This window comes from Maribacter thermophilus (genome assembly GCF_001020565.1).
Taxonomy (GTDB): domain Bacteria; phylum Bacteroidota; class Bacteroidia; order Flavobacteriales; family Flavobacteriaceae; genus Maribacter; species Maribacter thermophilus.
The window spans coordinates 1,424,937-1,450,592 of the sequence record NZ_LDAS01000001.1 but is presented as its reverse complement, the minus strand read 5'-3'; the positions used below and the strand labels follow the sequence as shown (position 1 = coordinate 1,450,592).

At 38.5% G+C, this 25,656-nt stretch carries 24 protein-coding genes; 14 read left to right on the top strand and 10 right to left on the bottom strand.

The genetic code is table 11. The annotated features are described in order from the left end of the window. Positions 1 to 8: 8 nt before the first annotated feature. The 3 genes from AB657_RS06300 to mnmE all read right to left on the bottom strand — a co-directional run bounded on the left by AB657_RS06300 (position 9) and on the right by mnmE (position 3,444). The gene (locus AB657_RS06300; protein ID WP_047245720.1) at positions 9 to 1,166 is read right to left on the bottom strand and encodes a tyrosine-type recombinase/integrase; all 1,158 of its coding nucleotides are present in this window, start codon (positions 1,164 to 1,166) and stop codon (positions 9 to 11) included. A 59-nt stretch (positions 1,167 to 1,225) separates the two neighbouring features. Then, positions 1,226 to 1,810, bottom strand: coding sequence for a helix-turn-helix domain-containing protein (locus AB657_RS06295; protein ID WP_047245719.1), 585 nt, complete (start codon positions 1,808 to 1,810; stop codon positions 1,226 to 1,228). Between the two features lie 236 nt (positions 1,811 to 2,046). Further along, positions 2,047 to 3,444, bottom strand: coding sequence for a tRNA uridine-5-carboxymethylaminomethyl(34) synthesis GTPase MnmE (mnmE, locus tag AB657_RS06290; RefSeq protein ID WP_047245718.1), 1,398 nt, complete (start codon positions 3,442 to 3,444; stop codon positions 2,047 to 2,049). 137 nt (positions 3,445 to 3,581) lie between these two features. Between mnmE and AB657_RS06285 the strand changes: the two genes are divergently transcribed. The 4 genes from AB657_RS06285 to argE all read left to right on the top strand — a co-directional run bounded on the left by AB657_RS06285 (position 3,582) and on the right by argE (position 7,310). Then, positions 3,582 to 4,022, top strand: a complete 441-nt coding sequence (locus tag AB657_RS06285; protein WP_047245717.1) for a hypothetical protein — start codon at positions 3,582 to 3,584, stop codon at positions 4,020 to 4,022. Positions 4,023 to 4,150: 128 nt separating this feature from the next. Next, on the top strand, positions 4,151 to 4,516 hold the full coding sequence (locus AB657_RS06280; protein WP_047245716.1) for a DUF4870 domain-containing protein: 366 nt from the start codon (positions 4,151 to 4,153) through the stop codon (positions 4,514 to 4,516). Between the two features lie 233 nt (positions 4,517 to 4,749). Further along, positions 4,750 to 6,141, top strand: a complete 1,392-nt coding sequence (locus AB657_RS06275) for a YfcC family protein (RefSeq protein WP_047245715.1) — start codon at positions 4,750 to 4,752, stop codon at positions 6,139 to 6,141. 2 nt (positions 6,142 to 6,143) lie between these two features. Further along, on the top strand, positions 6,144 to 7,310 hold the full coding sequence (argE, locus tag AB657_RS06270) for an acetylornithine deacetylase (protein ID WP_047245714.1): 1,167 nt from the start codon (positions 6,144 to 6,146) through the stop codon (positions 7,308 to 7,310). Positions 7,311 to 7,427: 117 nt separating this feature from the next. On the opposite strand, the gene dnaN is transcribed toward argE, so the two are convergent. Continuing rightward, complete coding sequence (gene dnaN, locus AB657_RS06265) at positions 7,428 to 8,546, bottom strand: DNA polymerase III subunit beta (RefSeq protein ID WP_047245713.1); 1,119 nt, start codon at positions 8,544 to 8,546, stop codon at positions 7,428 to 7,430. Positions 8,547 to 8,852: 306 nt separating this feature from the next. Next, on the bottom strand, positions 8,853 to 9,683 hold the full coding sequence (locus tag AB657_RS06260) for an SAM hydrolase/SAM-dependent halogenase family protein (RefSeq protein ID WP_047245712.1): 831 nt from the start codon (positions 9,681 to 9,683) through the stop codon (positions 8,853 to 8,855). Between the two features lie 128 nt (positions 9,684 to 9,811). Here AB657_RS06260 and AB657_RS06255 point away from each other — a divergent pair, with 128 nt between their 5' ends. Together AB657_RS06255 and AB657_RS06250 are read left to right on the top strand one after the other, a co-directional pair. Further along, on the top strand, positions 9,812 to 10,765 hold the full coding sequence (locus AB657_RS06255; protein ID WP_047245711.1) for a PhoH family protein: 954 nt from the start codon (positions 9,812 to 9,814) through the stop codon (positions 10,763 to 10,765). Between the two features lie 4 nt (positions 10,766 to 10,769). Beyond that, positions 10,770 to 11,723 (top strand): phosphoribosylaminoimidazolesuccinocarboxamide synthase, encoded by a 954-nt coding sequence (locus AB657_RS06250; RefSeq protein ID WP_047245710.1) that lies wholly within the window; start codon positions 10,770 to 10,772, stop codon positions 11,721 to 11,723. On the opposite strand, the gene AB657_RS06245 is transcribed toward AB657_RS06250, so the two are convergent. From AB657_RS06245 to AB657_RS06235, 3 genes are read right to left on the bottom strand one after another with little or no spacing between them, the layout of a single operon-like run. Further along, positions 11,724 to 12,374, bottom strand: a complete 651-nt coding sequence (locus tag AB657_RS06245; protein WP_047245709.1) for a 3'-5' exonuclease — start codon at positions 12,372 to 12,374, stop codon at positions 11,724 to 11,726. It abuts the gene before it with no gap. Further along, entirely contained in the window at positions 12,374 to 14,293 is a 1,920-nt protein-coding gene (locus AB657_RS06240; protein WP_047245708.1) for a DUF294 nucleotidyltransferase-like domain-containing protein, read from the bottom strand. The genes AB657_RS06245 and AB657_RS06240 overlap by 1 nt, the downstream gene beginning before the upstream one ends. 59 nt (positions 14,294 to 14,352) lie before the next feature. After that, a complete protein-coding gene (locus AB657_RS06235; RefSeq protein WP_047245707.1) occupies positions 14,353 to 15,786 on the bottom strand; it encodes an L-serine ammonia-lyase in 1,434 nt (477 codons plus the stop codon). 201 nt (positions 15,787 to 15,987) lie between these two features. On the opposite strand from AB657_RS06235, the gene dnaK reads away from it, so the two are divergent. Next, positions 15,988 to 17,898 (top strand): molecular chaperone DnaK, encoded by a 1,911-nt coding sequence (dnaK, locus tag AB657_RS06230; RefSeq protein ID WP_047245706.1) that lies wholly within the window; start codon positions 15,988 to 15,990, stop codon positions 17,896 to 17,898. A gap of 115 nt (positions 17,899 to 18,013) precedes the next feature. Next, positions 18,014 to 18,940, top strand: coding sequence for a hypothetical protein (locus AB657_RS06225; RefSeq protein WP_047245705.1), 927 nt, complete (start codon positions 18,014 to 18,016; stop codon positions 18,938 to 18,940). Here AB657_RS06225 and AB657_RS06220 read toward each other — a convergent pair. After that, the gene (locus AB657_RS06220) at positions 18,907 to 19,503 is read right to left on the bottom strand and encodes a GNAT family N-acetyltransferase (protein WP_047245704.1); all 597 of its coding nucleotides are present in this window, start codon (positions 19,501 to 19,503) and stop codon (positions 18,907 to 18,909) included. The two genes, AB657_RS06225 and AB657_RS06220, sit on opposite strands and share 34 nt — an antisense overlap. Before the next feature lies 1 nt (position 19,504). Beyond that, a complete protein-coding gene (locus AB657_RS06215; RefSeq protein ID WP_047245703.1) occupies positions 19,505 to 20,152 on the bottom strand; it encodes an alpha/beta hydrolase in 648 nt (215 codons plus the stop codon). A gap of 64 nt (positions 20,153 to 20,216) precedes the next feature. Here AB657_RS06215 and AB657_RS06210 point away from each other — a divergent pair, with 64 nt between their 5' ends. From AB657_RS06210 to AB657_RS06185, 6 genes are all read left to right on the top strand, one after another. Then, positions 20,217 to 20,639, top strand: a complete 423-nt coding sequence (locus AB657_RS06210; protein ID WP_047245702.1) for a PaaI family thioesterase — start codon at positions 20,217 to 20,219, stop codon at positions 20,637 to 20,639. A gap of 4 nt (positions 20,640 to 20,643) precedes the next feature. Continuing rightward, positions 20,644 to 21,753 (top strand): chorismate-binding protein, encoded by a 1,110-nt coding sequence (locus AB657_RS06205; RefSeq protein ID WP_232304851.1) that lies wholly within the window; start codon positions 20,644 to 20,646, stop codon positions 21,751 to 21,753. 49 nt (positions 21,754 to 21,802) lie between these two features. Then, a complete protein-coding gene (gene menD / locus AB657_RS06200; RefSeq protein WP_047245701.1) occupies positions 21,803 to 23,551 on the top strand; it encodes a 2-succinyl-5-enolpyruvyl-6-hydroxy-3-cyclohexene-1-carboxylate synthase in 1,749 nt (582 codons plus the stop codon). Positions 23,552 to 23,590: 39 nt separating this feature from the next. Beyond that, positions 23,591 to 23,929: a DUF2853 family protein gene (locus tag AB657_RS06195; RefSeq protein WP_047245700.1), complete on the top strand. Its 339-nt coding sequence runs from the start codon at positions 23,591 to 23,593 to the stop codon at positions 23,927 to 23,929. Between the two features lie 100 nt (positions 23,930 to 24,029). Then, on the top strand, positions 24,030 to 24,866 hold the full coding sequence (locus tag AB657_RS06190; protein ID WP_047245699.1) for a CvfB family protein: 837 nt from the start codon (positions 24,030 to 24,032) through the stop codon (positions 24,864 to 24,866). Positions 24,867 to 25,051: 185 nt separating this feature from the next. Continuing rightward, complete coding sequence (locus tag AB657_RS06185; RefSeq protein WP_047245698.1) at positions 25,052 to 25,654, top strand: SPOR domain-containing protein; 603 nt, start codon at positions 25,052 to 25,054, stop codon at positions 25,652 to 25,654. Positions 25,655 to 25,656: the final 2 nt, after the last annotated feature.

Sequence of the window (25,656 nt, the reverse complement as noted above, 5' to 3'; positions counted from 1 at the left end):
TTAAGTGGTTACATATCCAGTTTTATTTTATTGGCTGCTGTCCGTTTAGCTTCATCAACTATTTTGGCGTAAACCTGCGTTGTTTTCAGGTCTTTATGTCCTAACATTTTGGAAACGGTATAAATATCCGTACCATTAAACAGTTGCAAGGTGGCAAACGTATGTCTGAAACAATGAAAGGTAATATCCTTTGTTATTCCTGCTGCTCCAATCCATTGAAATAGGTGTTTATTATTGTAGGCTGAATATTTAAGCCCCTCAAATACGGGTTTATCCTGTGGCATATCCTTTGGGTTTTCTGTACCCTCTGTAAAGCTGTACGCCTGTTCTGAAATTGGCAATACCTCAACACCTTTGGTTTTCTTTTGGTTGAAGTTCAGGAAATACCCTTGCCCGTTTATGTATTCCAGTTCGCCCCAAGTCATTTTTTGAATGTCTGAAAACCTCAACCCTGTAAGTGCTGAAAATAGGGCTGCACGTTTTAATAAAACATCATTGCACGGGGTTTTTACAAGTTTATTAAGTTCGTCAAGGGTTAAGTATTCACGTCTTGTTTCGGCTGCTTTTATGGGCTTTACTTTGGCGTTTAAGTCGTATTGTAAAATACCGTCTTTGTAGGCTTGTTTTAGTGCAGCTTTAACCTTATTGAAATACGAAACGGCTGAATTTTGTGAAAGGGTTGTTTTGTTACTCTTATTGCTTTTGGTAGTAAGTAGGTATTCTTTGAAGTCTTCTAAAAACTTTTCGTTGAGGTCGGCAAACTTTAAACTACCATTTGTAAAGGTGTCAAGGTATTTGAGTGCTGAAACCCAACTTAAACGGTTACTGCCTTTGCGTTTGTTAGTTAACTTAGTGACGTATTCAATAAAACATTGTTCGTTTAATTCCTTTAACCTTAGTTGTTCCTTTTCGTACTGGCTGTAAATTTCGGGCTTGTTTAAGAAGTTTTCACGCTTTTGACGTATGCTTTCGCCTATTTTCAAAGTTTCAGTATTGTGCTGTTTGTCAATAGGTGTTTTAGGTTTCTCGTAAATGTAAAGCCCTAAAAACTCCCTGCGTGTGGGTTCGCCTGTTTCGGGGTGTGGTATTGGTGGGTAAAAGTCAAGATACAGGCTTTTACGCCCCTTACTTATTTTCTTTTGTCTTAAACTTACTTTTGTTGTCATTGTCTTTTATGCTTTAGTGAAAAAAGTGAAAAATGTGAACGTCTAAAAAAAACTTTTTTTTACGTCAATAATTCATCAATAATATGTTTCGGTACATAAGCATACCAACCCTTTTTTATTTTAGGTATTCTGTTTCGTTTAATTAACTGCTGTACTGTACTTTCAGAAACCTTGTATTTGTCTTGTACTTCTGTTAAGGTGTAACAGTCTTTAATATCAAATGCCCTTGTCTGTTTCCAGTTTTTGGGGTCATTTATTTGTTGTTCAGGTATTTCGGATTTTCCAGTTTCTTTATTACTCAATAGCCTGTTTAGTGCTGAACGTTTAATAAGGGTACGGCTTCCAATCTTAATTTTATTTAGGTTGCCATTTTCAATCAAACGGTAAACAGTACGCCTACTTATTCCAACTAACTGGCATACTTCTTTAATACTTAAAAACTCTTTAGCTTTCAGTTGCTCAATAGGTTGGTTAATTATTCGAGTAGATTCAGCGTTTGACTGCTTAACCTTTTCGGCTCTTTTACGGGCTTTGTATGCTCTTTGGCTGCACTTATGGGAACAGTATTTTGTTACCGTTGTACGGGCTGTAAACTCCTTACTGCAATGCTGACAAATCCGTTTTACTTTAATGTTACTACTCATTTTGTGCCTGTGTGTGCCTATGTGTGTCTATGTGTGCCACAATTGCCCTAAAAAAACGTTTTGAGGTACAAATAAGCCCTGCAAAACGTATTGAGGTACAACAAAGGTACAAATTTGTACATAATAAACGTATAACATCACAAAATAGATATTAACTTTACTGCAAACAAAAAGCCCTGTATTAAGGGCTTAATGGTGGTTTGTCGTATGTTTTCTGAATGTTTGTTTTGTGGTGATTACTTTCCAATACAGAAATTCGCGAATATATTGCCCAGCAACTCGTCGTTGGTTACTTGCCCGGTAATCTCACCAAGGTGGTAAAGGGCTTCCCGTACATCAATGGACATAAGGTCGCTAGATAGCTCTTCGGTAATGCCGAACTGTACTTTTTCTATGGCCTCCAGAGCTTGAATAAGGGCATCATAATGTCTTGTGTTTGTTATAATGGTTTCGTTTTTACCCAGTCTTCCGGTATTAACAAATTTCAATAGTTTTTTTTGCAGGGTATCGACACCTTCGCCCGTTTTGGCCGAAATATAATCAATGGTCTGTAATTGGTCATTAAGCTTGTTTTTGTCTTCTCGGGAAAGAGTGTCAGACTTATTCACCAATAATAGTAAAGGTTTTTGAGGGTTTTTATTCTTTATTTTCTCAAAGTCGACGGCGATGTTTTTAAGTTTTGTTTCATCACTTAAAATTTTAGGGCCGTCAACTAAAAATAAGACCACCTGGGCTTGTTCTATCTTTTCAAAGGTCCGTTTAATGCCCATACCTTCAACCACATCTTCGGTTTCACGTATTCCTGCAGTATCTATAAACCGAAAACCGATACCCCCTATAGATATTTCGTCTTCTATGGTGTCGCGGGTAGTACCTGCAATATCGGACACCAAAGCACGCTCTTCATTCAAAAATGCATTGAGCAAGGTAGATTTTCCTACATTGGGCTCTCCCACAATGGCAACGGGTATTCCGTTTTTGATCACGTTTCCTACAGCGAACGAATCTATAAGTCCTTTTAGTACTTTCTGTATTCTTTCCAGTAATTGGTTGAACTGGGTGCGGTCGGCAAACTCTACGTCTTCTTCCGAAAAATCAAGCTCAAGCTCTATCAAAGAGGCAAAGTTCAATAGCTCTTCCCTTAATTTTTTGATCTCGTTACTGAATCCGCCCCGCATTTGTTGCATGGCTATTTGGTGGCTTGCCGCATTATCGCTGGCTATAAGGTCGGCAACGGCCTCGGCTTGGCTCAGATCCATCTTGCCATTTAAGAAGGCCCGGAGCGTAAACTCGCCGGCATCGGCCATTCGGCAACCATTTCTTAAAAACAATTGAATAATCTGTTGCTGTATGTAAGGTGATCCATGGCAAGAAATTTCTACCACGTTTTCACCTGTATACGAATTGGGGCCTTTAAAGACAGTGGCCAAGACCTCGTCCAATACTTTTTCACCTTCGACGATATGACCTAAATGAACGGTATGGGATTTTTGTTCTTGTAAATTCTTGCCCCTAATAGATCTGAACAATTGACTACTAATGGATATCGCATCTTTACCCGATAGCCTTATTACAGCAATAGCCCCGGGGCCAGCAGGTGTTGCCAATGCAATAATAGTATCGTTAGGGACCATTTGAAAGTTTTTGCAAAAATAGTCAAAAACAAGTAGATGTACCTTTTGTACAGGGCCTCAAAAAATAGAAATTCTAAATGATACGGATATCTAAAAATAACTAACTTCGCGATCCATTAACTATAAAATTTATTATTATGAAAATGCATTTATTGCCCTTTTTAGTATTTCTTTTTGGAGTAACAACCTGTTCTTTCGGACAAGAACAAGAAGAGGGGGGCGTGGTTCAAAAAGAAGTGATTTCGGAGGCCGAGCGGGCAAAGCAGGAGGCCGAAGAAATAAAGAAGAAAGTAGAAGCTGCGGAAAAAGAGGCGAAAGCAGAAAAGAAAGCCCAAAAAGAGGCGGAAAAAGCGAATAAGAAGCATGAAAAACTCAACAACAAGATTAATTCCGTGAAGAAGGATATTGATAAGAACGAAAAAAAGTTAACGAAGATTAGTGACAAAATGGAGGTGGATAAAATTAAAGGAAAATTGTCTCCCAATGATATCGAAAAAACCGAAAAGAAGATTAGTAAATTAAAAGTAGGTATTACAAAGAAAAAAGAAAAGCTTGTAAAATTGCAGCGCAAACTATAAGCTTTTATATTCAAGTCATAAAAACCCTGTAAGATATAGCTCTTGCGGGGTTTTTTGTTATGTATACTGTAACATTTTCATTTTTTGTGCGTCTTATTTATAGTATTCATCATTAAATCAATCAAAAAATGGAAGTAGTTAATAAAAACGCCGTAGAAGTACGTGAGGACCGAAATCTCTTGGTTATTACACATTTATCTCAATATTTAGATTTTGTAACAGGTTTTGGCGGTCTCTTAGTGCCGTTCGTAATTTGGTTAACGACCAAAGATTCTGTTATAGGTATGGATGAGCATGGTAAATCTGTTATCAATTTTCAATTAAGCTTAATCTTGTATTTGGTTATAGGTATTCCTGGAATCTTATTATTCGGCCTAGGGATATTACTGTTAATATTTGCGGGTATATTATCTATAGTAATGCCAGCGGTTAATGCCTTTAGAGCGAGTAACGGGGAATCGCCCAGTTATTTTGGTACAATTAGGTTTATATAATTTACCTCATATAATTTTATTAAAGAGCTGCCATGTTTGGTGGCTCTTTTTTTGAGATTATTATTCAATATCACAATTACATTATTCTTAAAAATCAGTATTAACTTTTAATGGAATAGAAAAATGTATTCGGTCATATATATTTATATTTGAGTCTCAGGTTTTATACTAAACCGAGCCAAACTAATTCAGAAAATTTTTTTCCAAAGAAAATTATTGGACCAATATCATTCATGACCAAATTTCTGTCCTTCTTTAAAAAAATTCCACATGCCATTACGATGTTGTTCGGTATCATTGTTTTGATAACCGTATTGACCTATATCTTGCCAGCAGGCACATATGAGCGGGTAATGGTAGATGGTAGAAATGCCGTAGTACCTAATTCTTATAAGACCATAGCTTCTACACCAGTTGGTTTCTTAGATATGTTTAGGGCTATGCCTTTAGGCTTTAAGGCTGCTGTAGAAATTATTTTTATCGTACTGGCAGGTGGTGTCATGTTCGGGGTAATGGAAAAATCGAAAGCGGTAGAAAACGCTGTGGGTACACTTGTGAAAAAATTAGGATTAAAGAATAAATATGTCATAGTCGTCATCATGACATTTATATATGGCATTTTGGGTGTTACCGTAGGTTATGAAAATAACATAGCTATGGTGCCAATTGCAGCTGTATTGAGCCTTGCTCTTGGTGGAGATTTAATGCTAGCTGCCGGTATATCGGTTGGGGCAATGACTATAGGTTTCGGGCTTTCGCCAATTAACCCATATACCGTTGGTACCGGACATAAAATTGCAGAATTGCCCATGTTTTCTGGAGCATTGTTACGCAGCATTCTTTGCTTTTCGGCATTGGGAATTATGGCATACTATAATGTAAGGTATCTTAAAAAAATTATTGCAAACCCAAGTAAGAGCCTAGGTATAGGCCTTAACGTGTCAGAGTTGACATTGTCAAAACCTATTCAAGAATACAATTTAACCACCAATAACAAGATGGTAATTTCTGTTTTTATTGTGGGTCTTTTGTTTATTTTATACGGGGTTTTTAATTGGCACTGGTTTATTAACGAACTGTCGGCAGTATTCTTGATAATAGCATTGTTATGCGGTATAGTGTCTCGAATGAGTGCTACAACACTAAGTGAAACAGTTCTTAAGTCTGTGAGTTTGGCGGCACCGGGTGCTTTTATGGTAGGTTTTGCCACTTCTATTAAAATACTCATGGAAATGGGTAATATTGGTGATACTATTTCTTATCAGTTATCATTGCTTTTAGAAGGGTTGCCCTTGTATGTTAGTGCCATTGGCATGTCCATTTCTCAGTCTGTAATCAACTTTTTTATACCATCTGGTAGTGGGCAAGCATTGGCTACTTTACCTGTAATGCTTCCTTTAGGGGAGTCATTGGGCTTGTCTAGGCAAATAACGATATTGGCTTTTCAAATAGGTGACGGATTGTCAAATTTGGTTAACCCGACCTTAGGTGGGTTAATAGCAATGTTAAGTATGTGTCGCGTGCCCATCGATAGATGGATCCGTTTTATATTTCCAGTACTAATATGTCTGCTGCTAATTTCTTTTTTAGCATTGATTGTCGCAGTAGCAACAAATTATAGTTAAATATGACCGTTGAGAGTATTCTAGAAAAACTAGTGGCATTTCCTGTATTAGGGGGTGAAAGTAATTTAAGTATTATTCATTGGATAAAAGAATATATAGAGTCGCAAGGTATCGAAACTAGGTTGGTGCCTAATGAAGAAGGTACCAAAGCGTCGTTACATTGTAGAATAGGACCTGCTGTTGACGGAGGTGTTATTTTATCCGGTCATACAGATGTTGTTCCTGTAGAAGGACAAGAGTGGACTACGGACCCTTTTGTACTTACCGATAAAGGTGATGGAAAATTATATGGTAGAGGCTCGTGTGATATGAAGGGCTTTTTGGCTTGTTGTCTAGCTGCTTTACCGCAAATGATTGAAGCTGACTTGAAGAAACCTATTTATTTTGCTTTTTCTTACGATGAGGAAGTAGGGTGTTTGGCAGCACCAGAATTGGCGCGTGATATAAATACGTATTATGCAGAAACTCCAAAATATGCAATTATTGGGGAGCCATCTTTAATGGAGCCTATTGTTGGGCAAAAAGGTATTTATATTCTAGAAACGTATGTAAATGGCTCTGCAGGTCATAGTAGTAGAATTAAGCAAGAAATTAGTGCCATTCACGAAGCTATGCATTTGATTCTTTGGTTGGAACAGAAAATGGACCAGTTAATTGCAGACAAACAATTAGATGATCGTTTTCATCCGCCACATTCAAGTATACATATTGGTTTGGTAAAAGGGGGCATTGCCCCTAATATTATTGCGGACAAAGCAAGTTTTTATTGGGACTTACGTACCATTCCAAAAGATGATATTAGCAGTATTGTTGCCGAGTTTGAGGCATTTTGTAGAGAACGGGAGGAAAAGAACCGAAAAATATTTCCAGATTTTGAGATTAAGAATGTCGAACATCACCCACCTGTGCCTCATTTAGATACAAAGGCTGATGATGATATTGTTGGTTTGATCAAAAAGATATCTGGTAATGATAAGTTGGATACGGTTTCCTATGCCGCAGAAGCAGGTCAGTTTGCGAATGAAGGTTTTCATGCTGCTATATGTGGCCCAGGTTCCATAGCTCAAGCACATAGGGCAAATGAATTTATAGCTATTGAACAATTGGAAAAAGGTGTTGCCATGATGGAAAAATTAATAGTGGAATTGTGTGCTGAAGATTTTAAATAAGATTATATCTTTTTAAAACCATTGAAATTAAATTGCTTAATTCCATAATAGTTCAAAACCAAAAAGAGTCCGTTTAAAATAGTTTAAACGGACTCTTTTTTATAGGGTAATTTACTTTTAGTTGTTTAGCATAACTGGCATTACCAACATGGTTACGTTTTCACCCTCATCTAAACCATCTATTGGCGTAAGTATACCCGCTCTATTGGGTAGGCTCATTTCTAAAGAAACTTCGTCAGAACCTAGATTGTTAAGCATTTCGGTCAAGAACCTTGAGTTAAAACCTATTTGCATATCGTCACCTTGGTACGAACAGGTTAGGCGTTCTTCTGCTTTATTGGAGTAATCTATGTCCTCGGCAGAAATATTAAGTTCGGCACCTGCAATCTTTAAGCGGATCTGGTGTGTGGTCTTGTTCGAAAATATAGAGACCCTTTTTACAGAACTTAAAAATTGATTTCTGGCAATGGTCAATTTGTTTGGGTTCTCCTTTGGAATAACCGCTTCGTAATTTGGATACTTTCCATCAATTAATCTACATATCAGTTCGGTATCGTCAAAAGTAAATTTTGCGTTGCTCTCATTGTATTCGATAAGCACATCAGACTCGCTACCTGCTAAAATTCCTTTCAGCAATGTTAGCGGTTTTTTCGGCATAATAAATTCGGCAACTTCAGAGGCGGTTACATCTTCTCTTTGGTATTTGACGAGTTTGTGTGCGTCCGTAGCCACAAAAGTTAAATTTTCGGGAGAAAATTGAAAAAACACACCGCTCATTACAGGTCTTAGGTCATCGTTGCCCGCTGCAAAAATGGTTTTGTTGATCGCCGTGGCAAGTATATCGCCGAGTATGGTGGTAGAACTTGGACTTGCAAGCTCCACTGCCTTCGGAAATTCTGCTCCGTCGGCGTACGCCAATGCATACTTACCGTGGTTAGAGCTTATCTCAACGGTATTATTGTCCGCTACAATAAAAGTCAATGGCTGTTCCGGAAATGTCTTTAAGGTATCTAGCAGTAATCTGGCGGGTACCGCAATGGTGCCTTCGTTATCGGAGTCTACCTTGAGAACAGAACTCATCGTTGTCTCCAGGTCCGAAGCGGATACCGTTAGTTTATCCTTATCAAGGTCAAAAAGAAAATTGTCTAAAATAGGTAAGGTGTTACTATTGTTGATAACCCCTCCCAATATTTGAAGTTGCTTTAATAAATAAGTGCTCGAGACAATAAATTTCATTAGTTGTTCTTTGGTTTAATATAAATGGGATAAGCCGCTTCTTATTTCTTTATAAAGGTACTTTAATAAGAGCGCCTCCAACCATAAAACAAAGATATTTGAAATGGTTATTTATCGGAAACAAACTTATTAACAGTCGTGGGGCTTCGATTTATGGGGAAAAGCGCCATAATATCAAGGTTAAAAAGTAAGAGGGCAAAGTAGTGCCAAGAGTTATTAACTATTGTATAAAGGAATAAAACTGAAAGTTGTATCATTAATAGTAGTGATGCCCTCCTTTTAAATCACTTTTTTCGGTGGGTTTTGCTAATGAAAATCGATGATGACGGTATCTCGATAGTCGAGGCCTAAAAGAGTGGATGCTCCCCCTACTGTGGCCAGATTACTTTTGTAAATGGCCAATTCTATATATTCAGAAGAGTTGAACAGGGCAAGTAGGTCTCCGTCTCCCTTTCGTTTGTTTTTTTCAACAGTGTAATCTATAAAATCGCTATAAGCGTTATGTATTTTCTTTATCTTATGGTTTCTTACCAATAACTCAAAATCACGTCCTTTTCTATAGGTTTCGAACAGTTTTTTTTGAATGCTGGTAACCACGTTGCCATAATTGTCTATGTAGATTACGCTGCCCACGATTCGTTTGCCATCTTCGGTAATTCTAGGGGCAAATTCCCTTAGACTTTTTAATTCTGAAAATGGTTTTCCGACCACCTCTAGCGTACCGCCGCGGGCAATATGGCATGCCACCTGTATAAAAACGCTCAATACAGGAAACGACCCATGTATTGGGTCTGGAATGTTGATTTCGACAACTTTTTCAGGCTTTATTTCAGAAGTAATAAGACCAATGACGCCCGTATTGGCACTAATAAAAAAATGCCCGTTTACCAAGGCCACCACATGTTTGTTTTCTGGTGTGGCCTCAGAGTCCACCCCTACGATATGGATCGTGCCCTTCGGAAAACTGTAATACGAATTTTTTAGAATATAGGCACACTCATGTATGTTGAAGGGAGCTATGTCATGTGAAATGTCAACAATTTGTACATCCGGCAGTTCACTATAGATAGAGCCTTTTAATACACCCACAAAGTGGTCCTTTAATCCAAAATCGGTAGTAAGGGTGATAATTGCCATACAGCAATGTTGATATGTTTTTGGTTAAACAAACTTAAATTTTACTTAAATTTGATTTACAAAATTAAGCAAAAAAACAGCCAAGCGAAATTAATCTTGGGGAATTAAAATCTTCAAAATCCCACTATTTGAACGAAATAATTTTAGAACTTACAGATGTCAGTCCCAGAGAATTTTTTGGACAACAAAACGAGAATATCAATCTTTTAAAAAAGTATTTTCCCAAGCTTAAGATCGTTGCTCGCGGTAATAAGATCAAAGCCTACGGAGACGAAGATCAATTAGAGGAGTTCGATAAACGTTTTGACATGCTTACCGAGCATTTCATTAAATACAATAAGTTGGACGAGAACAGCATTGAACGCGTACTTACGAGCGATGCCTCGGGAGGATACCAATCTTCTGAAAAAAGTAGTGATACCTTGGTACATGGCGTTAACGGCAGACTTATCAAGGCACAAACCGCGAATCAAAGGCGCTTGGTAGATGCGGCCAGAAAAAATGATATGGTTTTTGCCATTGGGCCCGCAGGAACCGGAAAAACATATACAGGCGTAGCATTGGCGGTCAAAGCTTTAAAAGAAAAACAGGTGCGGAAAATAATTCTTACCAGACCAGCGGTGGAAGCAGGTGAGAACCTAGGGTTTTTACCGGGCGACCTTAAAGAAAAACTAGATCCCTATATGCAGCCCTTGTATGATGCCTTAAGAGATATGATCCCTACGGAAAAGCTGGCGCATTATATTGAGAACGGAACCATTCAGATAGCGCCCATGGCCTTTATGAGGGGGAGAACCTTGGACAATGCATTCGTAATACTGGACGAGGCCCAAAATACCACCCATGCCCAAATGAAAATGTTTCTTACCCGTATGGGTAGAAATGCCAAGTTCTTGGTTACGGGAGATCCCGGTCAAATAGATTTGCCAAGAAGAACTATTTCCGGTTTAAAAGAGGCTTTGCTTATACTTCAAAATGTAGAAGGAATCGAGGTAATATATCTAGATGATAAAGATGTGATCCGCCATAAATTAGTGAAAAAAGTAATCGACGCATATAAAACAATAGAACATCAAAATTAAGAGAATGTCCAACACCATTTTTGATACCAATTTCAACTTTCCGGGCCAGAAAAATGTTTACAAAGGCAAAGTTAGGGAGGTTTACACCATAGAAAACGATATATTGATTATGATAGCAACGGATAGGCTTTCGGCTTTTGATGTGGTCATGCCCAAGGGAATTCCCTATAAAGGGCAGATATTAAACCAAATTGCCACCAAAATGATGGAAGCTACGGCCGATATTGTTCCAAATTGGTTGATCGCGACCCCCGATCCTAACGTAGCCATTGGCCATGCCTGCGATCCGTTTAAGGTAGAAATGGTAATAAGGGGATATTTGAGCGGACATGCAGCCAGAGAGTACAAAGCGGGTAAACGTATGTTGTGCGGTGTGCCCATGCCAGAGGGGATGAAAGAAAACGATAAATTTCCAGAGCCCATTATTACCCCGGCAACCAAGGCCGAAATGGGAGACCATGATGAGGATATCTCAAAAGAGGAAATTTTAAAAAAGGGTATAGTTTCTGAAAGTGATTATGCCGTATTGGAAAAATACACAAAGTCCCTTTTTCAGAGAGGAACGGAAATTGCCGCCAAAAGAGGGCTGATTTTGGTAGACACCAAATATGAGTTTGGAAAAACGAAGGATGGTAAAATTGTTTTGATAGATGAGATACATACGCCAGACTCATCACGTTATTTCTATGCCGATGGCTATGAAGAAAGACAAAATAGGGGAGAGGCTCAAAAACAGTTGTCAAAAGAATTTGTGCGCCAGTGGTTGATTTCCAATGGTTTTCAGGGGCTGGAAGGACAGACGGTACCGGAAATGTCGGACGAATACATAGCAACCGTATCTCAGAGATACATAGAACTCTATGAGAATATTATTGGAGAAGATTTTGTGAAATCGGAAACGGATCACATTTTGGAGCGCATAGAGAATAATGTTCTAGCATATCTTACCGGCTCTTAATTACCGAAGATTTTTAAGGGTAAGTTCTTTTTTCTCCTTTAGTTTGGTAAGTAATTTTAAAAAGGCGACCGCTGTTATATAGGCATCGCCCAGTGCAGTATGCCTGTCTTTTTTTGATATGCCAAATTTCTCCGCTAGATCGTCTAAGGTGTAATGCTGCTGGGGTTGTACCAAATATGATTTGATCAGTGTCTTTTTGTAGAGGGTGCCAGTGTCCAACACTATATTCTTGAGTTTTGGAAGCCCCATTCTCTTTAAGCCCATATTGATCATGCCGATATCAAAACTGGCATGGTGGGCCACAATAATGGCATCGCCCACATACGCTAAGAATTGCTGAAGGGCCACCGTTTCTTCCACGCGATTGCGTTTACTGTTCTTTAAAATGCCATGTACCGCAACCGTTTCTTTATTAAACTTTTCTTGATATATATAAATATCTAGAACTTCATGTGCCTGAATAATGTTGTTTTTTAGTTTTAGGGCCCCTATAGAAAGAATTCTGTCTTGAACTTTGTCGAAACCGGTTGTTTCCGTATCCAGGACAACAAAAACAAGTTCCTCGAAATTCTTGCTTTTCTTTTGTTTAAAAAGATTGGCGTAATCATGCCAAAAAGAGGGTAGGTTCGAAGATGTGGAAAATAAACTCATTAGCCTAAAATATTGGAAACCTTAAACCTTATGGATATGACTTCTTGTATTTCCTTTACGGCCTTAAAGGTTCTTTTTAATTTCATTTTCTCTTCTTTTGTCAATGCTTCCAGTTCAATGAACCTTCCAGAATCATTGTGTAGTATGCCTTGTTTGGTTCTAAATTTGAGTAGGGCCTTAGTGGCATATGAACATGCCAAATATAGTTCTTGGTTGTTGGGTTCTATTTCTGCCAGTTTTTCGTAACGCTCCCAAGTGTTGCTAATACTTTTTACGGAATGTGATAGTACAAGAACCCGAGCGGCATCAATAAGGGGTCTGAGGGCCCTGCTCTTTAGATCGAAAAAATCTTTATGTTGTCCGTCTTGCTCTACAATAAATTGCCTAAAAAACCCTGTGGGAGGAGGGTTCTGAAGTGCTCCATTCGCTATATGGACCAAGAAAATAGGATATTTTTTTACACTTTTAAATATATGGTCCGACATTTGGTCCAACAAGTTTCTGTCGCCATAGGCCAAACTATAATCAAAAAAAATGGAAGACATTAAGACTTGGTTCGGACCCGGGTTTGTAATCCAGTAAGAAAGCTTGTTTTTCCACTCCTTAAGACTTAAGCACCATTGTGGGTTGCTTGCCATCATATCGGCAGGGCAGTATTCGTAACCAATTTTGTTAAGTCCTTTGGTAACCTTTTTTGATAAGCTTAAAAAATACTGGGTCGTTTCGGGCAACAGATCTTCGGGTACATCATCAAAAACCAATGCGTTGTCTTGATCGGTGTGCAGTAATTGTTCGCCCCGCCCTTGGCTACCTAGTGCCAACCATGCAAATTTGACGGGAGGCGGGTTTTTCATTTTTTGTAATGATATGTGAATTACTTGTTTAATACAAGTGTCGTTCAACTCCGAAATTATCTTCGATGTCAAGGCCATGGGTATGTTTTGCTCCAAATACCCTTTTAAAAGTACCATAATACTTTTTCTAAGCTCTTTGATCTGCTTTATTTTTCGGGCTCTTTTTATGGCTTTTACTATTACCGCTGGGTTATCGCCCAATGAGACCATGACATCGTTTTTAGATACGACCCCTACTGCTGGGGTGTTTACGGTACCGTCTTCGGTAAGTATCAAATGGCTTATATCGCTTTTCATCATGGCCATTTGTGCCTGGGTAATGGTTAGTTTTTTGGGGTAGGTGATTACCGGGGACGACATTATGGTCTTTACACTAGAGGAAATGGGGTGGTTTTCGGAAACCACCTTGTTTCTAAGGTCTTTGTCGGTAATGATGCCTATGGGTAGGTCTTTTTCACATACTAAAATGGAGCCGATACGGTTTTTGGTCATTCGTTGTGCCGCCTTCTGGATTGTATACCGGGGGCCGCAAGAGACAATTCTCTTAGAATATCTTACGGGTTGAAAATCGGTTAAGATAATATCTTTTCCGGTGTCTATATTATAGGGCGATTCTTGTGGAGTGATCCTATTTTTTTTGTTGTAAGGGTTTCTGGTGTTGGAAGCAAAACTCTCGGTTAGAAAATTAGAGATATTGGGGTTGGAATCTGCTATGGGTCTAAAAGAAGCTATGGGAATTGCATAAAGAATGGATTCTTCGTAGGCCTTTGCTTCCAATCGATAGTTTTCTTTGGCAATAAGGGGGCGCAAACCAAAAATGTCACCTTCGTCACAAAAATCGGCAATGACATTGCTTTTTGTATTACTAAGTTCAATAGCCCCTTTATGTACAACATAAAAATTGGAATGCGGATTTTCATCCATAGAAAAAACAACACTGTTCTTTTCCTTATAAACAATAGAGACTTCTTGTGACAACGTGTCCAATAATTTGTCGTCCATTAAATTAAAAGGAGGATAGTTCTTTAGAAAATCCGCAATGCGTTCCGATATAAGGTTTTTCATTGTTTCATGGTACTTGTTAATTAGGTTGCCCGGTTTAGCGGTCTTTAGCCATGGCTACTTTAGCAATCACTTAAGAAGACACCTACGGCAAGCCCTCCTTCAGAAGTTTCTTTGTATTTAGAGCTCATGTCCTTAGCGGTTTCCCACATGGTCTGCACCACCTTGTCAAGCGGTACCTTTGCTTCTGAAGGGTCTGACCCCAATGCCAGTTCTGCTGCATTGATGGCCTTAATAGCGCCCATAGAATTACGTTCTATACATGGTACCTGTACCAAGCCTCCTATAGGGTCGCAGGTAAGGCCCAAGTGGTGTTCCATCGCTATTTCAGCGGCCATTAGTACTTGTTCGGGTGAGCCTCCCAATAATTCTGTTAATGCTCCGGCGGCCATGGCCGAAGAAACACCTATCTCTGCTTGGCAGCCACCCATGGCGGCCGATATGGTAGCACCCTTTTTAAAAATACTTCCTATTTCGCCAGCTACTAGCAGAAATTGTTTAATGTGCTCAAAGTTTCCGGCATGGTTCTCTATCACCATATAATACATAAGTACCGCAGGTATTACACCCGCACTTCCGTTCGTAGGGGCGGTAACAACCCTACCCAACGATGCGTTGACCTCGTTGACACTTAGGGCAAAACAACTTACCCACTGCAATATTTGGCGAAATTTGACCTCGGTCTGTCGAATGCTCAGCAACCATTCCTCTGGACTGTTATACGGAAGATTGCCCTTAAGTTTTGAGTGCATTTCATAGGCCCTGCGTTTCACATTCAATCCTCCTGGAAGTTTACCTTCGGTATGGCAACCTATGTACATACATTCTAACATGGTGTTCCAAATACGTTTGATCTGGAAATCTATTTCGGCATCGCTTCTGAGCGAGCGTTCGTTCTCCAAAACAATTTCTGAGATTAATTTCGAGTTTTTTGAGCAGCACTCCAGCAGTTCTTCCCCGTTTTGTATGGGAAAAGGGAAGGTGTTAAAGGCAGCATCTTTTTTCTTGGCGTTTTTTCTTTCTTCGACCACCACAAAACCACCACCTATGGAATAGTATGTTTTTGATTTTTTCTTTCCAGAATTCAATATAGCTTCAAACTTTAACCCATTGGCATGAAAGGGGAGAAACTTTTTGTGAAAAACAATATCAATATCTGGCTCAAAAGGAATTGAATTCGTTCCCCCAAAATCCAATAATTTAGATTCTTTTACCTTTTCTACCATCGAATGGATGTTTTCTATCGGAACATATTCCGGGTCTGTGCCCAAAAGGCCTAACATTATGGCATAATCGGTGGCATGGCCTTTGCCCGTTAAGGACAAAGAACCGTAAACATGGGCTTTTATTCGTACGACCTCGTCAAAAATGTTGTCTTTTTTCAGCTCGTTTATCCACCTTTCGGCAGCTCGCCAAGGCCCTAAAGTGTGTGAACTTGAAGGGCCTACACCAATTTTTAGCATATCAAAAATGCTGATGCTCTCTCTTTGTGACATTTATATAAAATCTGTTTACTAAAATACAAAGTTACTTTGAGCTTACTTGTTTTTTTGTGTTTTTGTAGAGTATTTGACTATTTGTTTTAACCCTGTTTTAAATCATATAAATGACATCATGTCAGTTTTTGTCCCTTGGCATATTGTTTGACATTTACATGTTGATTTAAATTAAAAGACTAATATTTTAAAACATATAGAATGAGTAAAATTATAGGAATAGATTTGGGTACTACCAACTCGTGCGTTTCCGTAATGGAGGGTAACGAGCCAGTGGTAATACCAAATGCGGAAGGGAAAAGAACCACACCGTCGGTTATTGCCTTTGTTGATGGTGGTGAGATTAAAGTTGGAGACCCCGCCAAAAGACAGGCGGTAACCAACCCTCATAAAACCATTTACTCCATAAAAAGGTTTATGGGGAACAAATATTCAGAATCTAGTAAAGAAGCTGAAAGGGTACCTTATAAAGTTGTTAAAGGTGATAACGATACACCAAGAGTAGATATCGAAGGCCGTTTGTATACACCACAAGAACTTTCTGCCATGGTTCTTCAGAAAATGAAGAAGACCGCAGAGGATTATTTGGGGCAAGATGTATCACGTGCCGTTATTACAGTTCCGGCATACTTTAACGATGCGCAAAGACAAGCTACAAAAGAAGCTGGTGAAATTGCAGGTTTGACAGTAGAACGTATTATCAATGAGCCTACGGCGGCTTCTTTGGCGTATGGTCTTGATAAAAAAGACACAGATCAAAAAATAGTGGTGTTCGACTTTGGTGGTGGAACACACGATGTGTCTATATTGGAGTTGGGAGACGGTGTCTTTGAGGTATTGTCTACCGATGGTGATACACACCTTGGTGGTGATGATGTAGACCAAAAAATCATTGATTGGTTGGCCGACGAGTTTAAAGCCGAAGAAGATATGGATCTAAGAAAAGATCCTATGGCATTGCAACGTTTGCGTGAAGCGGCCGAAAAAGCAAAAATAGAGTTGTCTTCTTCTGCACAAACAGAAATAAACCTACCATATGTTACGGCTACCGCTTCTGGACCCAAACACTTGGTAAGAACGTTGACCAGGTCTAAATTTGAGCAGTTGATCGCTGATTTGGTAAAAAGAACCATAGCCCCTTGTGAGAGCGCATTGAAGTCTGCAGGATTGTCTAAGAGCGATATCGATGAGATTATCTTGGTAGGTGGTTCAACAAGAATTCCTGCAGTACAGGAAGCAGTTGAAAAATTCTTTGGAAAGAAACCATCTAAAGGTGTAAACCCCGATGAGGTGGTTGCTATCGGTGCCGCAATTCAAGGAGGTGTATTAACAGGTGATGTTAAAGATGTATTGTTGTTAGATGTAACACCACTTTCGTTAGGTATTGAAACTATGGGAGGTGTAATGACCAAGTTGATCGAGGCCAACACTACCATACCTACTAAAAAGTCGCAAGTATTCTCTACGGCGGCAGATAACCAACCATCGGTTGAAATTCACGTGCTGCAAGGAGAAAGACCAATGGCGGCCGATAACAAGACGATAGGAAGGTTCCACTTAGACGGTATTCCACCTGCGCCAAGAGGAACACCTCAAATTGAAGTTACTTTTGACATTGATGCCAACGGTATCATCAAGGTATCTGCAACTGACAAGGCTACAGGAAAATCACAGGATATTCGTATTGAAGCTTCATCTGGATTAACAGAGGAAGAAATCAAGAAAATGAAAGCAGAGGCAGAAGCCAACGCTGAAAGTGATAGAAAAGCCAAGGAAACTGCAGATAAGTTGAACGAGGCCGATGGTATGATCTTTCAAACTGAAAAACAATTGTCGGAATTTGGCGATAAGTTATCAGATGATAAGAAAAAACCTATAGAGGAAGCTTTGGCCGAATTGAAAAAAGCTTATGAGTCAAAAGATTTGGCAGTAATTACACCAGCTTTAGATAAGATAAACGAAGCTTGGAAAGTTGCTTCCGAAGAAATGTACAAAGCACAGGCCGAAGCACAACAAGGTGGTGCCGCCCCAGGAGCAGATACTGCTAGCGGATCAGGTGCGACCGAAGAAGGTGATAACGTTGAAGACGTAGATTTCGAAGAAGTGAAGTAATAGTAAGAACAACATTTTTCGATTTCAACATAATATAAGGAGCAGTTTTACTGCTCCTTATTATTTTTAGACAATTATAATTTCTATAGGAAAGAAATTGGAGTAATTTTGTTATATGGCAAAAAAATACCTTAGCATCATTTTATTAACATTGTTGGTTTCCCCTCTTTTTTTCTATGCCCAAGAGGTTAAGGTCTTTACCGTGAAGGACTTTGATCTAAGGGACAGTGTTAAAACCTGTCTGGTAAGTACCAAATATGGCAAAGAGGAATATAACTTTAATAAAGAAGGGTTGTTGACCAAATCTGTTACCAGATACAATGATGCTGATTATGATGTAGTCATATACAAATATGCAAACGGAGAGCTGCTTGAGAAAAGGTCGGAAACATACAGAGACAATAAATTTGACCCAAGTACTTCCATTGCCCACTTTTTTGAATCGGATACTACCTCTAACCGAAAAGTAATCGAAAAAATAATTTCATACGACAAAGAGTTTTTAGACAGTTATATCTATCATTATGATGATAAGGGGGATTTGGTAAGAATGATCAGGACCAATAATGAGGGTACCGATGAGACCTTGGTTGAGTATAAAAAATATAAAGGGGAGTATACGGTTACGTATTTATTAAACGAGGTGCCCTTAAAATCCATTAGAACCTCTACCCGAAAAAAGAATGGGACGGTTCAAAAAATAGTTTTAACGAAAGAATTTTTGAAAGGAGAGCCTAATAGGGCCATTGAAGAGGTTTTTGATGCCAATGACCTACTTATTGAGCGGCAGGAATTTGATTATAAGGTAACAGAGAAAAAATTTGTGCCCACTATACGTACTTCCTATAATTACGATAAAAACGGTATGTTGGAATCTGAAATTATAGTAGACGGAAAATCAACGGAAAAGAAAGAATATATATATCAGTTCGATGGGGAAGAGGGTGGTAATTGGATCAAAAAAATTATAAAACCCGATAACGCCTATACCACGAGGAAAATTACATATTATAAAACGGAGTCGGAGAAAAAAGAGGAGTAACCTTCAAAATCCGTTTTTTTAATTATTAGCCATTCTTCTTTTAATAGACCATAACAGCAGGTGTTTCTTTTAAACCCACTTAATAGGTAAACATCTTTTCGTAAAATGCCTTCTAGGGTGCAGCCTAATTTTTCTACCGCTTTTCTAGACTTCATGTTTCTTTCATCGACCCTGAATTCAATTTTTTCAAAATTTAGATGGTTAAAGGCATATTCCAGCATTAAAAACTTCATGTGGGTATTTAATCCTGTTCCCTGAAATTCACGGCCGATCCATGTAGAGCCAATATGGGCCACTTTGTTTTGCCAATGAATGTTCATATATCGGGTACTACCGGCATATTCCCCTTCTTTTTTGTCATAAATGATAAAAGGGATACCAGAGCCTTGTTCTTTTTGTTCTAAGGCAATGGCTACATAATTTTTTAATGCTTGCGGGGTTTCAATATCTGAAGGCGAAAATTGCACCAAGTCTTTTTGGGAAGCGATCGGCAACAGTAAATGATAGTTGTTAAGCGTTAAAGGGCTTAGTTGAACTCTTTCATTTTCTAAAACAATGTCCATATTAGTCCGCAAAAGAGTTAATAATTTCCTTTTTTATCTCATGCCCTCCTTCAAAAGTAATTTGTTTTGCGTTGCCTTGAAAGAGCGTGTCTATTTTTAACGCTTCGGTAGCAAGCCTTTCAGAGTTTATATATTCGTCTTCGGTGCCGACTATGGTGGTGACTTCTGTATTGCCGGTTATTAAATGTTGAAAATCTTCTTTTGTAAGTTCGTTGGGGATGGCTCCCGCGTAAAGAATTAGCTTTTTGCAGGGCTTTCTGTATTTTGCGATGAATCTGGTCGCAATAGAAACCCCTTGAGAGAAACCAAGTACAATTAAGTTACAGTCCGTAGGTATGTTTTCTTTTTCTAGTACAGCATTTATATATGCCATAACATTGGCCGTTTCTTGTTGGGTATCTACCTTGGTCAACCAACTGGCACCTACATGCCGATATTTGTTGTTAAGGTAATATTTAGAAGGGGCCTGTGGGGCAATTATATAGTTTTCATCGGGTTTTAGTTCATCAAAATACCTAAGAAAAAACTTACTAAGAAAGCCTATACCATGAAACGCCAGCCAAACGTTTTTGGTCTTGGTACCTATTTCATTTAAGGTTTCATAAGAATTTGTGTGTTGGTAACTTACCTGTTTTACCGAAATGTTCATAGTAAATCTATCTGTTCTATTAATGTTTTTTGATATTCTATTCCTTAATTTTACATAAAAAAATATGAGCGAGTACAAAGATAAGATTCTTCGGGTCTGTAATAACTCTTCGAAGAACACGATGATGGAAACTTTGGAGATTGAATATGTAGACGTCGGAGAGGATTTTCTGATCGCTAAAATGCCCGTAACACCCAAGGTGCACCAACCTGATGGGGTATTGCATGGGGGGGCGATGGTCGCTTTGGCCGAGAGCGTTGGCAGTATGGCCTCTTATATTTTCTTGAATGCCGAGGAGTATTTTGTACGAGGGATAGAAATTTCTGCAAACCATGTAAAAAGTATCAGGGAAGGTTTTGTGTTCGCAAAGGCCACCTTTATCCATAAAGGGAGAACTACCCAAGTGTGGGACATTAAAATTACCAATGAAGAGCAGCAGTTGATTTCAGTGTGTAAATTGACTACGATTGCATTACCTAAAAAGTAAGATAGTGCCAGCTATTTTTAAGCAAGCCGAAAGACATTTAGAGGAGCAATTGCCATTTGTTTTATACAGAAAACCAAAAACGGCGGTATTAAATGGTCTTTTTCAGAACGACGATAAAATCCATGCCATAAAAGATTTTAGGGAAAATGGATTTGTTTTTGCACCTTTTGATGATAAAGCTCCATCCGTATTGCTTTGTCCAGATGTTTTTGTGACAGAACCACTTGTCCAAAAGAAAACGGGCAGGGGGCATAAAAGCTTTTCTAATCCGATAGATGAAATAGAGAAATCGGAATTCAAGAATATAGTAAAAAAGGCGGTAGAAGGTATTGAGTCCGGTGAGTATAGAAAGGTGGTCTTGTCCAGAAAAAAGGAAGTTTCCATCTCAAAATCTGCCATTGCCATTTTTAAGGAATTACTTCATTTATACGAAAATGCATTGTGCTATGTATGGTATCATCCTAAAATTGGCACATGGTTGGGGGCAACGCCCGAAATCTTGTTAAAAACAAGGGGGACTGCTTTTACCACTATGTCCTTGGCCGGAACAAAGTTGATAAACGAAACGGAGGACAAGCCTATTTGGGAAGATAAGGAGCTACATGAACAGCGGTTGGTGACAGAATATATAGAAAGCGTACTAAAGGAAAGAAGTAAGAACTTGGAAGTGGGTGAGTTGGAAACCGTGAGGGCCGGACATCTTTGGCACCTTAGAACCAAAATTTCTGGTATGTACGAAAAAAATAATATAGGGGAATTGATAACTGCATTGCATCCAACACCGGCAGTATGTGGTTTTCCAAAACAGGAAGCAAAAGAGTTTATCCTACAGAACGAAAGCTATACAAGGTCTTATTATACCGGGTTCTTGGGAGAGCTTAATTTTAAAAACGAGCGCGCGCGTAATACCAATAACCGCAATAAAGAAAACAGTGCCTATAGATCTATAACAACCAGTTCAGAGCTTTATGTGAACTTACGATGTATGCAAATAGTTGATGGTAAGGCCATTGTATACGTGGGCGGTGGTATTACCTTTGATTCGAACGCGGAAAATGAGTGGGAAGAGACAGAAAATAAGAGCCTGACCATGTTAAAGGCGGTTATGACTTAATGCTTTCCCTTTTGGGTAAAGAGGTTCATAGGTCGTATTTTTGTATGTAATGAAATACTCAACAATACCCACAGCTCAGAGTCTAATAGAGCATTGTAAGGCCAAAGGATTAAAGAACATAGTTATTTCTCCTGGATCCAGAAACGCTCCGTTGACCATATCTTTTACAGAGAACCCTTATTTCAACTGTTTTAGTATCGTAGATGAGCGCTGTGCCGCTTTTTTTGCCTTGGGTATGGCCAGGCAGTTAAACCGGCCGGTGGCGGTAGTCTGTACATCGGGCAGTGCCCTGTTAAATTATTATCCCGCCGTAGCGGAGGCTTATTATAGTGAAGTTCCCTTAGTGGTCATTTCTGCAGACAGACCATCTTATAAAATAGATATTGGTGATGGTCAGACCATTCGACAAAAGGATGTCTTTAAGAACCATATCGGTGAATCGGCCAATTTAAGGCAAGATGTTAGCCATGCTACCAATACTATAAATAAGTACGATCCGGGCCTATTTCAGCATAAGGATGTAAAAGAGTTACAACAAGAAGTACAGGCCTATAACGATAAGCAATTAAATAGGGCCATTAACTGTGCTATACATGAGAACCTTCCGGTTCATATTAATATTCCTTTAGAAGAACCATTGTACAATGTGCAGAAAGGCACCTGTTTAAAGCCAAATATAGAGCTGTTTGAAGAGGACGAAGTAGGGCGGTTGTCCCAAGATATGTTAAGGCATTGGAAACATGCCAAAAAGAAGATGGTGCTTGTAGGGGGCAACCCTCCCCATGTAATTGAATCGGAGGTATTGGAAAAACTCGCCAACGATCCATCTGTTCTTGTATTTACCGAGACCACTTCTAACCTTCACCATCCAAACTTTTTTAATAGTATAGATTCTATTTTGGCCCCTATTGAGCTAAAAGAGGATAGGGAGGCATATTTTAAAAATTTACGGCCAGATGTATTGGTGACCATGGGGGGGCTGATCGTATCAAAAAAAATAAAGGCTTTTCTAAGGGATTATGCTCCCAAGCATCATTGGCATGTAGGAAATACCAGGGCCAACAATACCTTTTTTTGTTTGGAAGGGCATTTTAAAGTACCTCCCAATAATTTTTTGTCGTTTTTGTATGCATCTGATGACACCACAGATTCCGATTATTTTACTTTTTGGAATAAGCTAAAAAAGAACTATGAGGCAAAAAGAAAGTCTTATTTGGGTAAAATTCCCTTTTCCGATTTTTTGGTTTTTGATCGTATCTTAAAAGAAATACCTTCAAATTACCAATTGCATTTAGCCAATAGCTCCACCATTAGATATACCCAGCTCTTTGACCTAGATGCTTCTCTGAAGGTTTTTTGTAATCGGGGAACAAGTGGTATAGATGGCAGTACTTCTACGGCAATCGGAGCCGCTGTTCATGAAGACGCTCCTACCTTATTGATTACCGGTGACCTTAGTTTTTTCTATGATAGCAATGCTCTGTGGAACAACTATATCAGAAATGATTTTAGGATCATTTTGATCAATAACAATGGCGGGGGCATTTTTAGAATCTTGCCAGGTAAAGAGGATACCTCCAATTTTGAGCGGTTTTTTGAGACCAAACATGATCTTAACGCATCGTCTATCTGTAAAATGTACAATATAGAGTATGTGCTCTCGTCCGATGAAAATTCGCTCGCAAAGGAACTGTCCGATTTTTATAAAGCCTCTAACAGACCAAAACTTTTAGAGGTACAAACACCGCGAGTTAAGAACAATAAAATTTTGACGGATTATTTTCATTTCATATCTTAGGTGGCATATTAACTATTTAATTAAAAGACACTAATTATTATGAGTAAAAGAGACGATTTAATTGTAAAATATGCAGCGGACATCAAAGACAAATTTGGTGAAAGCGCGGATATGGATTTGCTAACAAAGGTAACAATAGGTTTAGGCCCTTCTATATATAACCTTGACGCTTCTAAAGTGTCTGGAGGAGATGAAAAAGAGTTGGAAACTGTTAAGAACAACTACCTTATTAAAAAATTGGGACTTAAAGACGGCCCTGAGTTAATGGATGCCATAAAAACCGTTATGGATAAATATGGTTCTTCTAACAAAAACAAGCATAGAGCCGTGGTTTATTATATGTTGTGCAAGCATTTCAACAAAGCTTCCGTGTATTAATCCGGATATTTTAAAATTTTTTAGGGCCGCTTCTTATGAAGCGGCCTTTTTTATTTGAATTTATAAGAATTGTACTCCCGTAATAATGTAATTTTGTAGCATGATAGAAATAGGGAAAAAAAACAATCTAACAATACTTAGAGATACCAGTGTAGGTCTTTTTTTGGGAGACGAGGAGGGTAATGATATTCTACTGCCTAACAAGTACGTACCTACGGCCTATGAAATAGGAGATAAAATAGAGGTGTTCTGTTATTTGGATTACGATGAAAGACCAATAGCCACAACTATTGACCCAGATATTATGATTGGTGAATTTCGTCTTTTGCAAGTCGCGGAAGTAAATGAATATGGGGCTTTTATGGATTGGGGCCTTGAAAAGCACCTTTTGGTCCCTTTTAGGGAACAACGCAATAAAATGAAGCAAGGCCAATGGTATGTGGTACACTGTTACTTAGATCAAAAGTCAGGAAGATTGGTAGCTTCCAATAAGCTGGATAAGTTTTTGAGTAACGAAAACCTTCAAATAAAGGAATGGGACGAAGTGGATCTCGTGGTAACCCGGCAAACAGATTTGGGATGGGAAGTTATCGTAAACGAAAAACATAAAGGGCTGGTCTATTTCAACGAAGTTTTCAAAACAATAAATATAGGAGACGTTATTCCAGGTTGTGTAAAGAAGATCAGAAATGACAATAAAATAGATATTTCTTTGCAGCCATTGGGGAGTCGGGTTCTAGAACCGGCAGCGAATAAAATTTATAGTGTGATCAAAGAAAATGGAGGTTTTTTGGCATTGCACGATAAATCTGACCCCGAGGAGATTAGGGATATGCTCCAAATGAGTAAAAAAACGTTTAAGAAAGGACTGGGCACTTTATATAAAGAGCGAAAAATTAAGTTGGAAGATGATGGGGTTAGCCTGGTTGACGAATAAATTTTGGATGTCAGAAAATTCTTAAATATTTGATTTTCAAATTTTTATTGAACAAATAGGATCTATATTATTTGTTATGTTTGCCGTTAATCCTATTTTTGTGTACAATAAGGGTCGATGTAACAATTATAAGACCTTTTTGAGTTATATTTAACAAACATAGTGTTGCCTAAAATATATTTTATATGCCCTTTATTGAAGAAAGTGATTTACTAGAGTTGCATAAAGACATAGATAAAGCTCAAATTATTAACGAGCGTCTTCTTGATCAGATCAAGTTTAAGAACAAAGAGCTGAAAAAAAGTAAGTTGCAAAGAAATATTTTTGCGGGTATTACTGCTTTTTTCTTGATCGGAGGATTGGCATTAACCTCTTTTACGGCAGGTCTGAGCAGTTCTAATTCTTATGATAAGCAAAACAATACCTTATTGGTCTCGATTGATAGTTTGGATGCCATTAAATCCAGAATAAATAACCTTAAGGCACAGAACGAAGAGTTAAGTTTGGTAAAGGAGTTTTACTTGGCCAAAGAATTTTTGGAAAATGAGAAAATCTATTCCGTACAGGTCAAATCTTTTGTAGATAACAATGTGACCCTTGCCTCAGAAGCATTAACCAATACTTTGTTTGTAAAGACAAACCCTTTTTATTCTTATTCATTGGGTAATTTTGAAACTTTGGAAGAAGCCCAGTCTTTTAGAAAACAATTGGTGCAAATTGGTTTTGAAGATGCATTCGTAGCCTCGTATAAAGGAGGAAAAAGAATTCAAATAGAAGATCCTTATTAGTA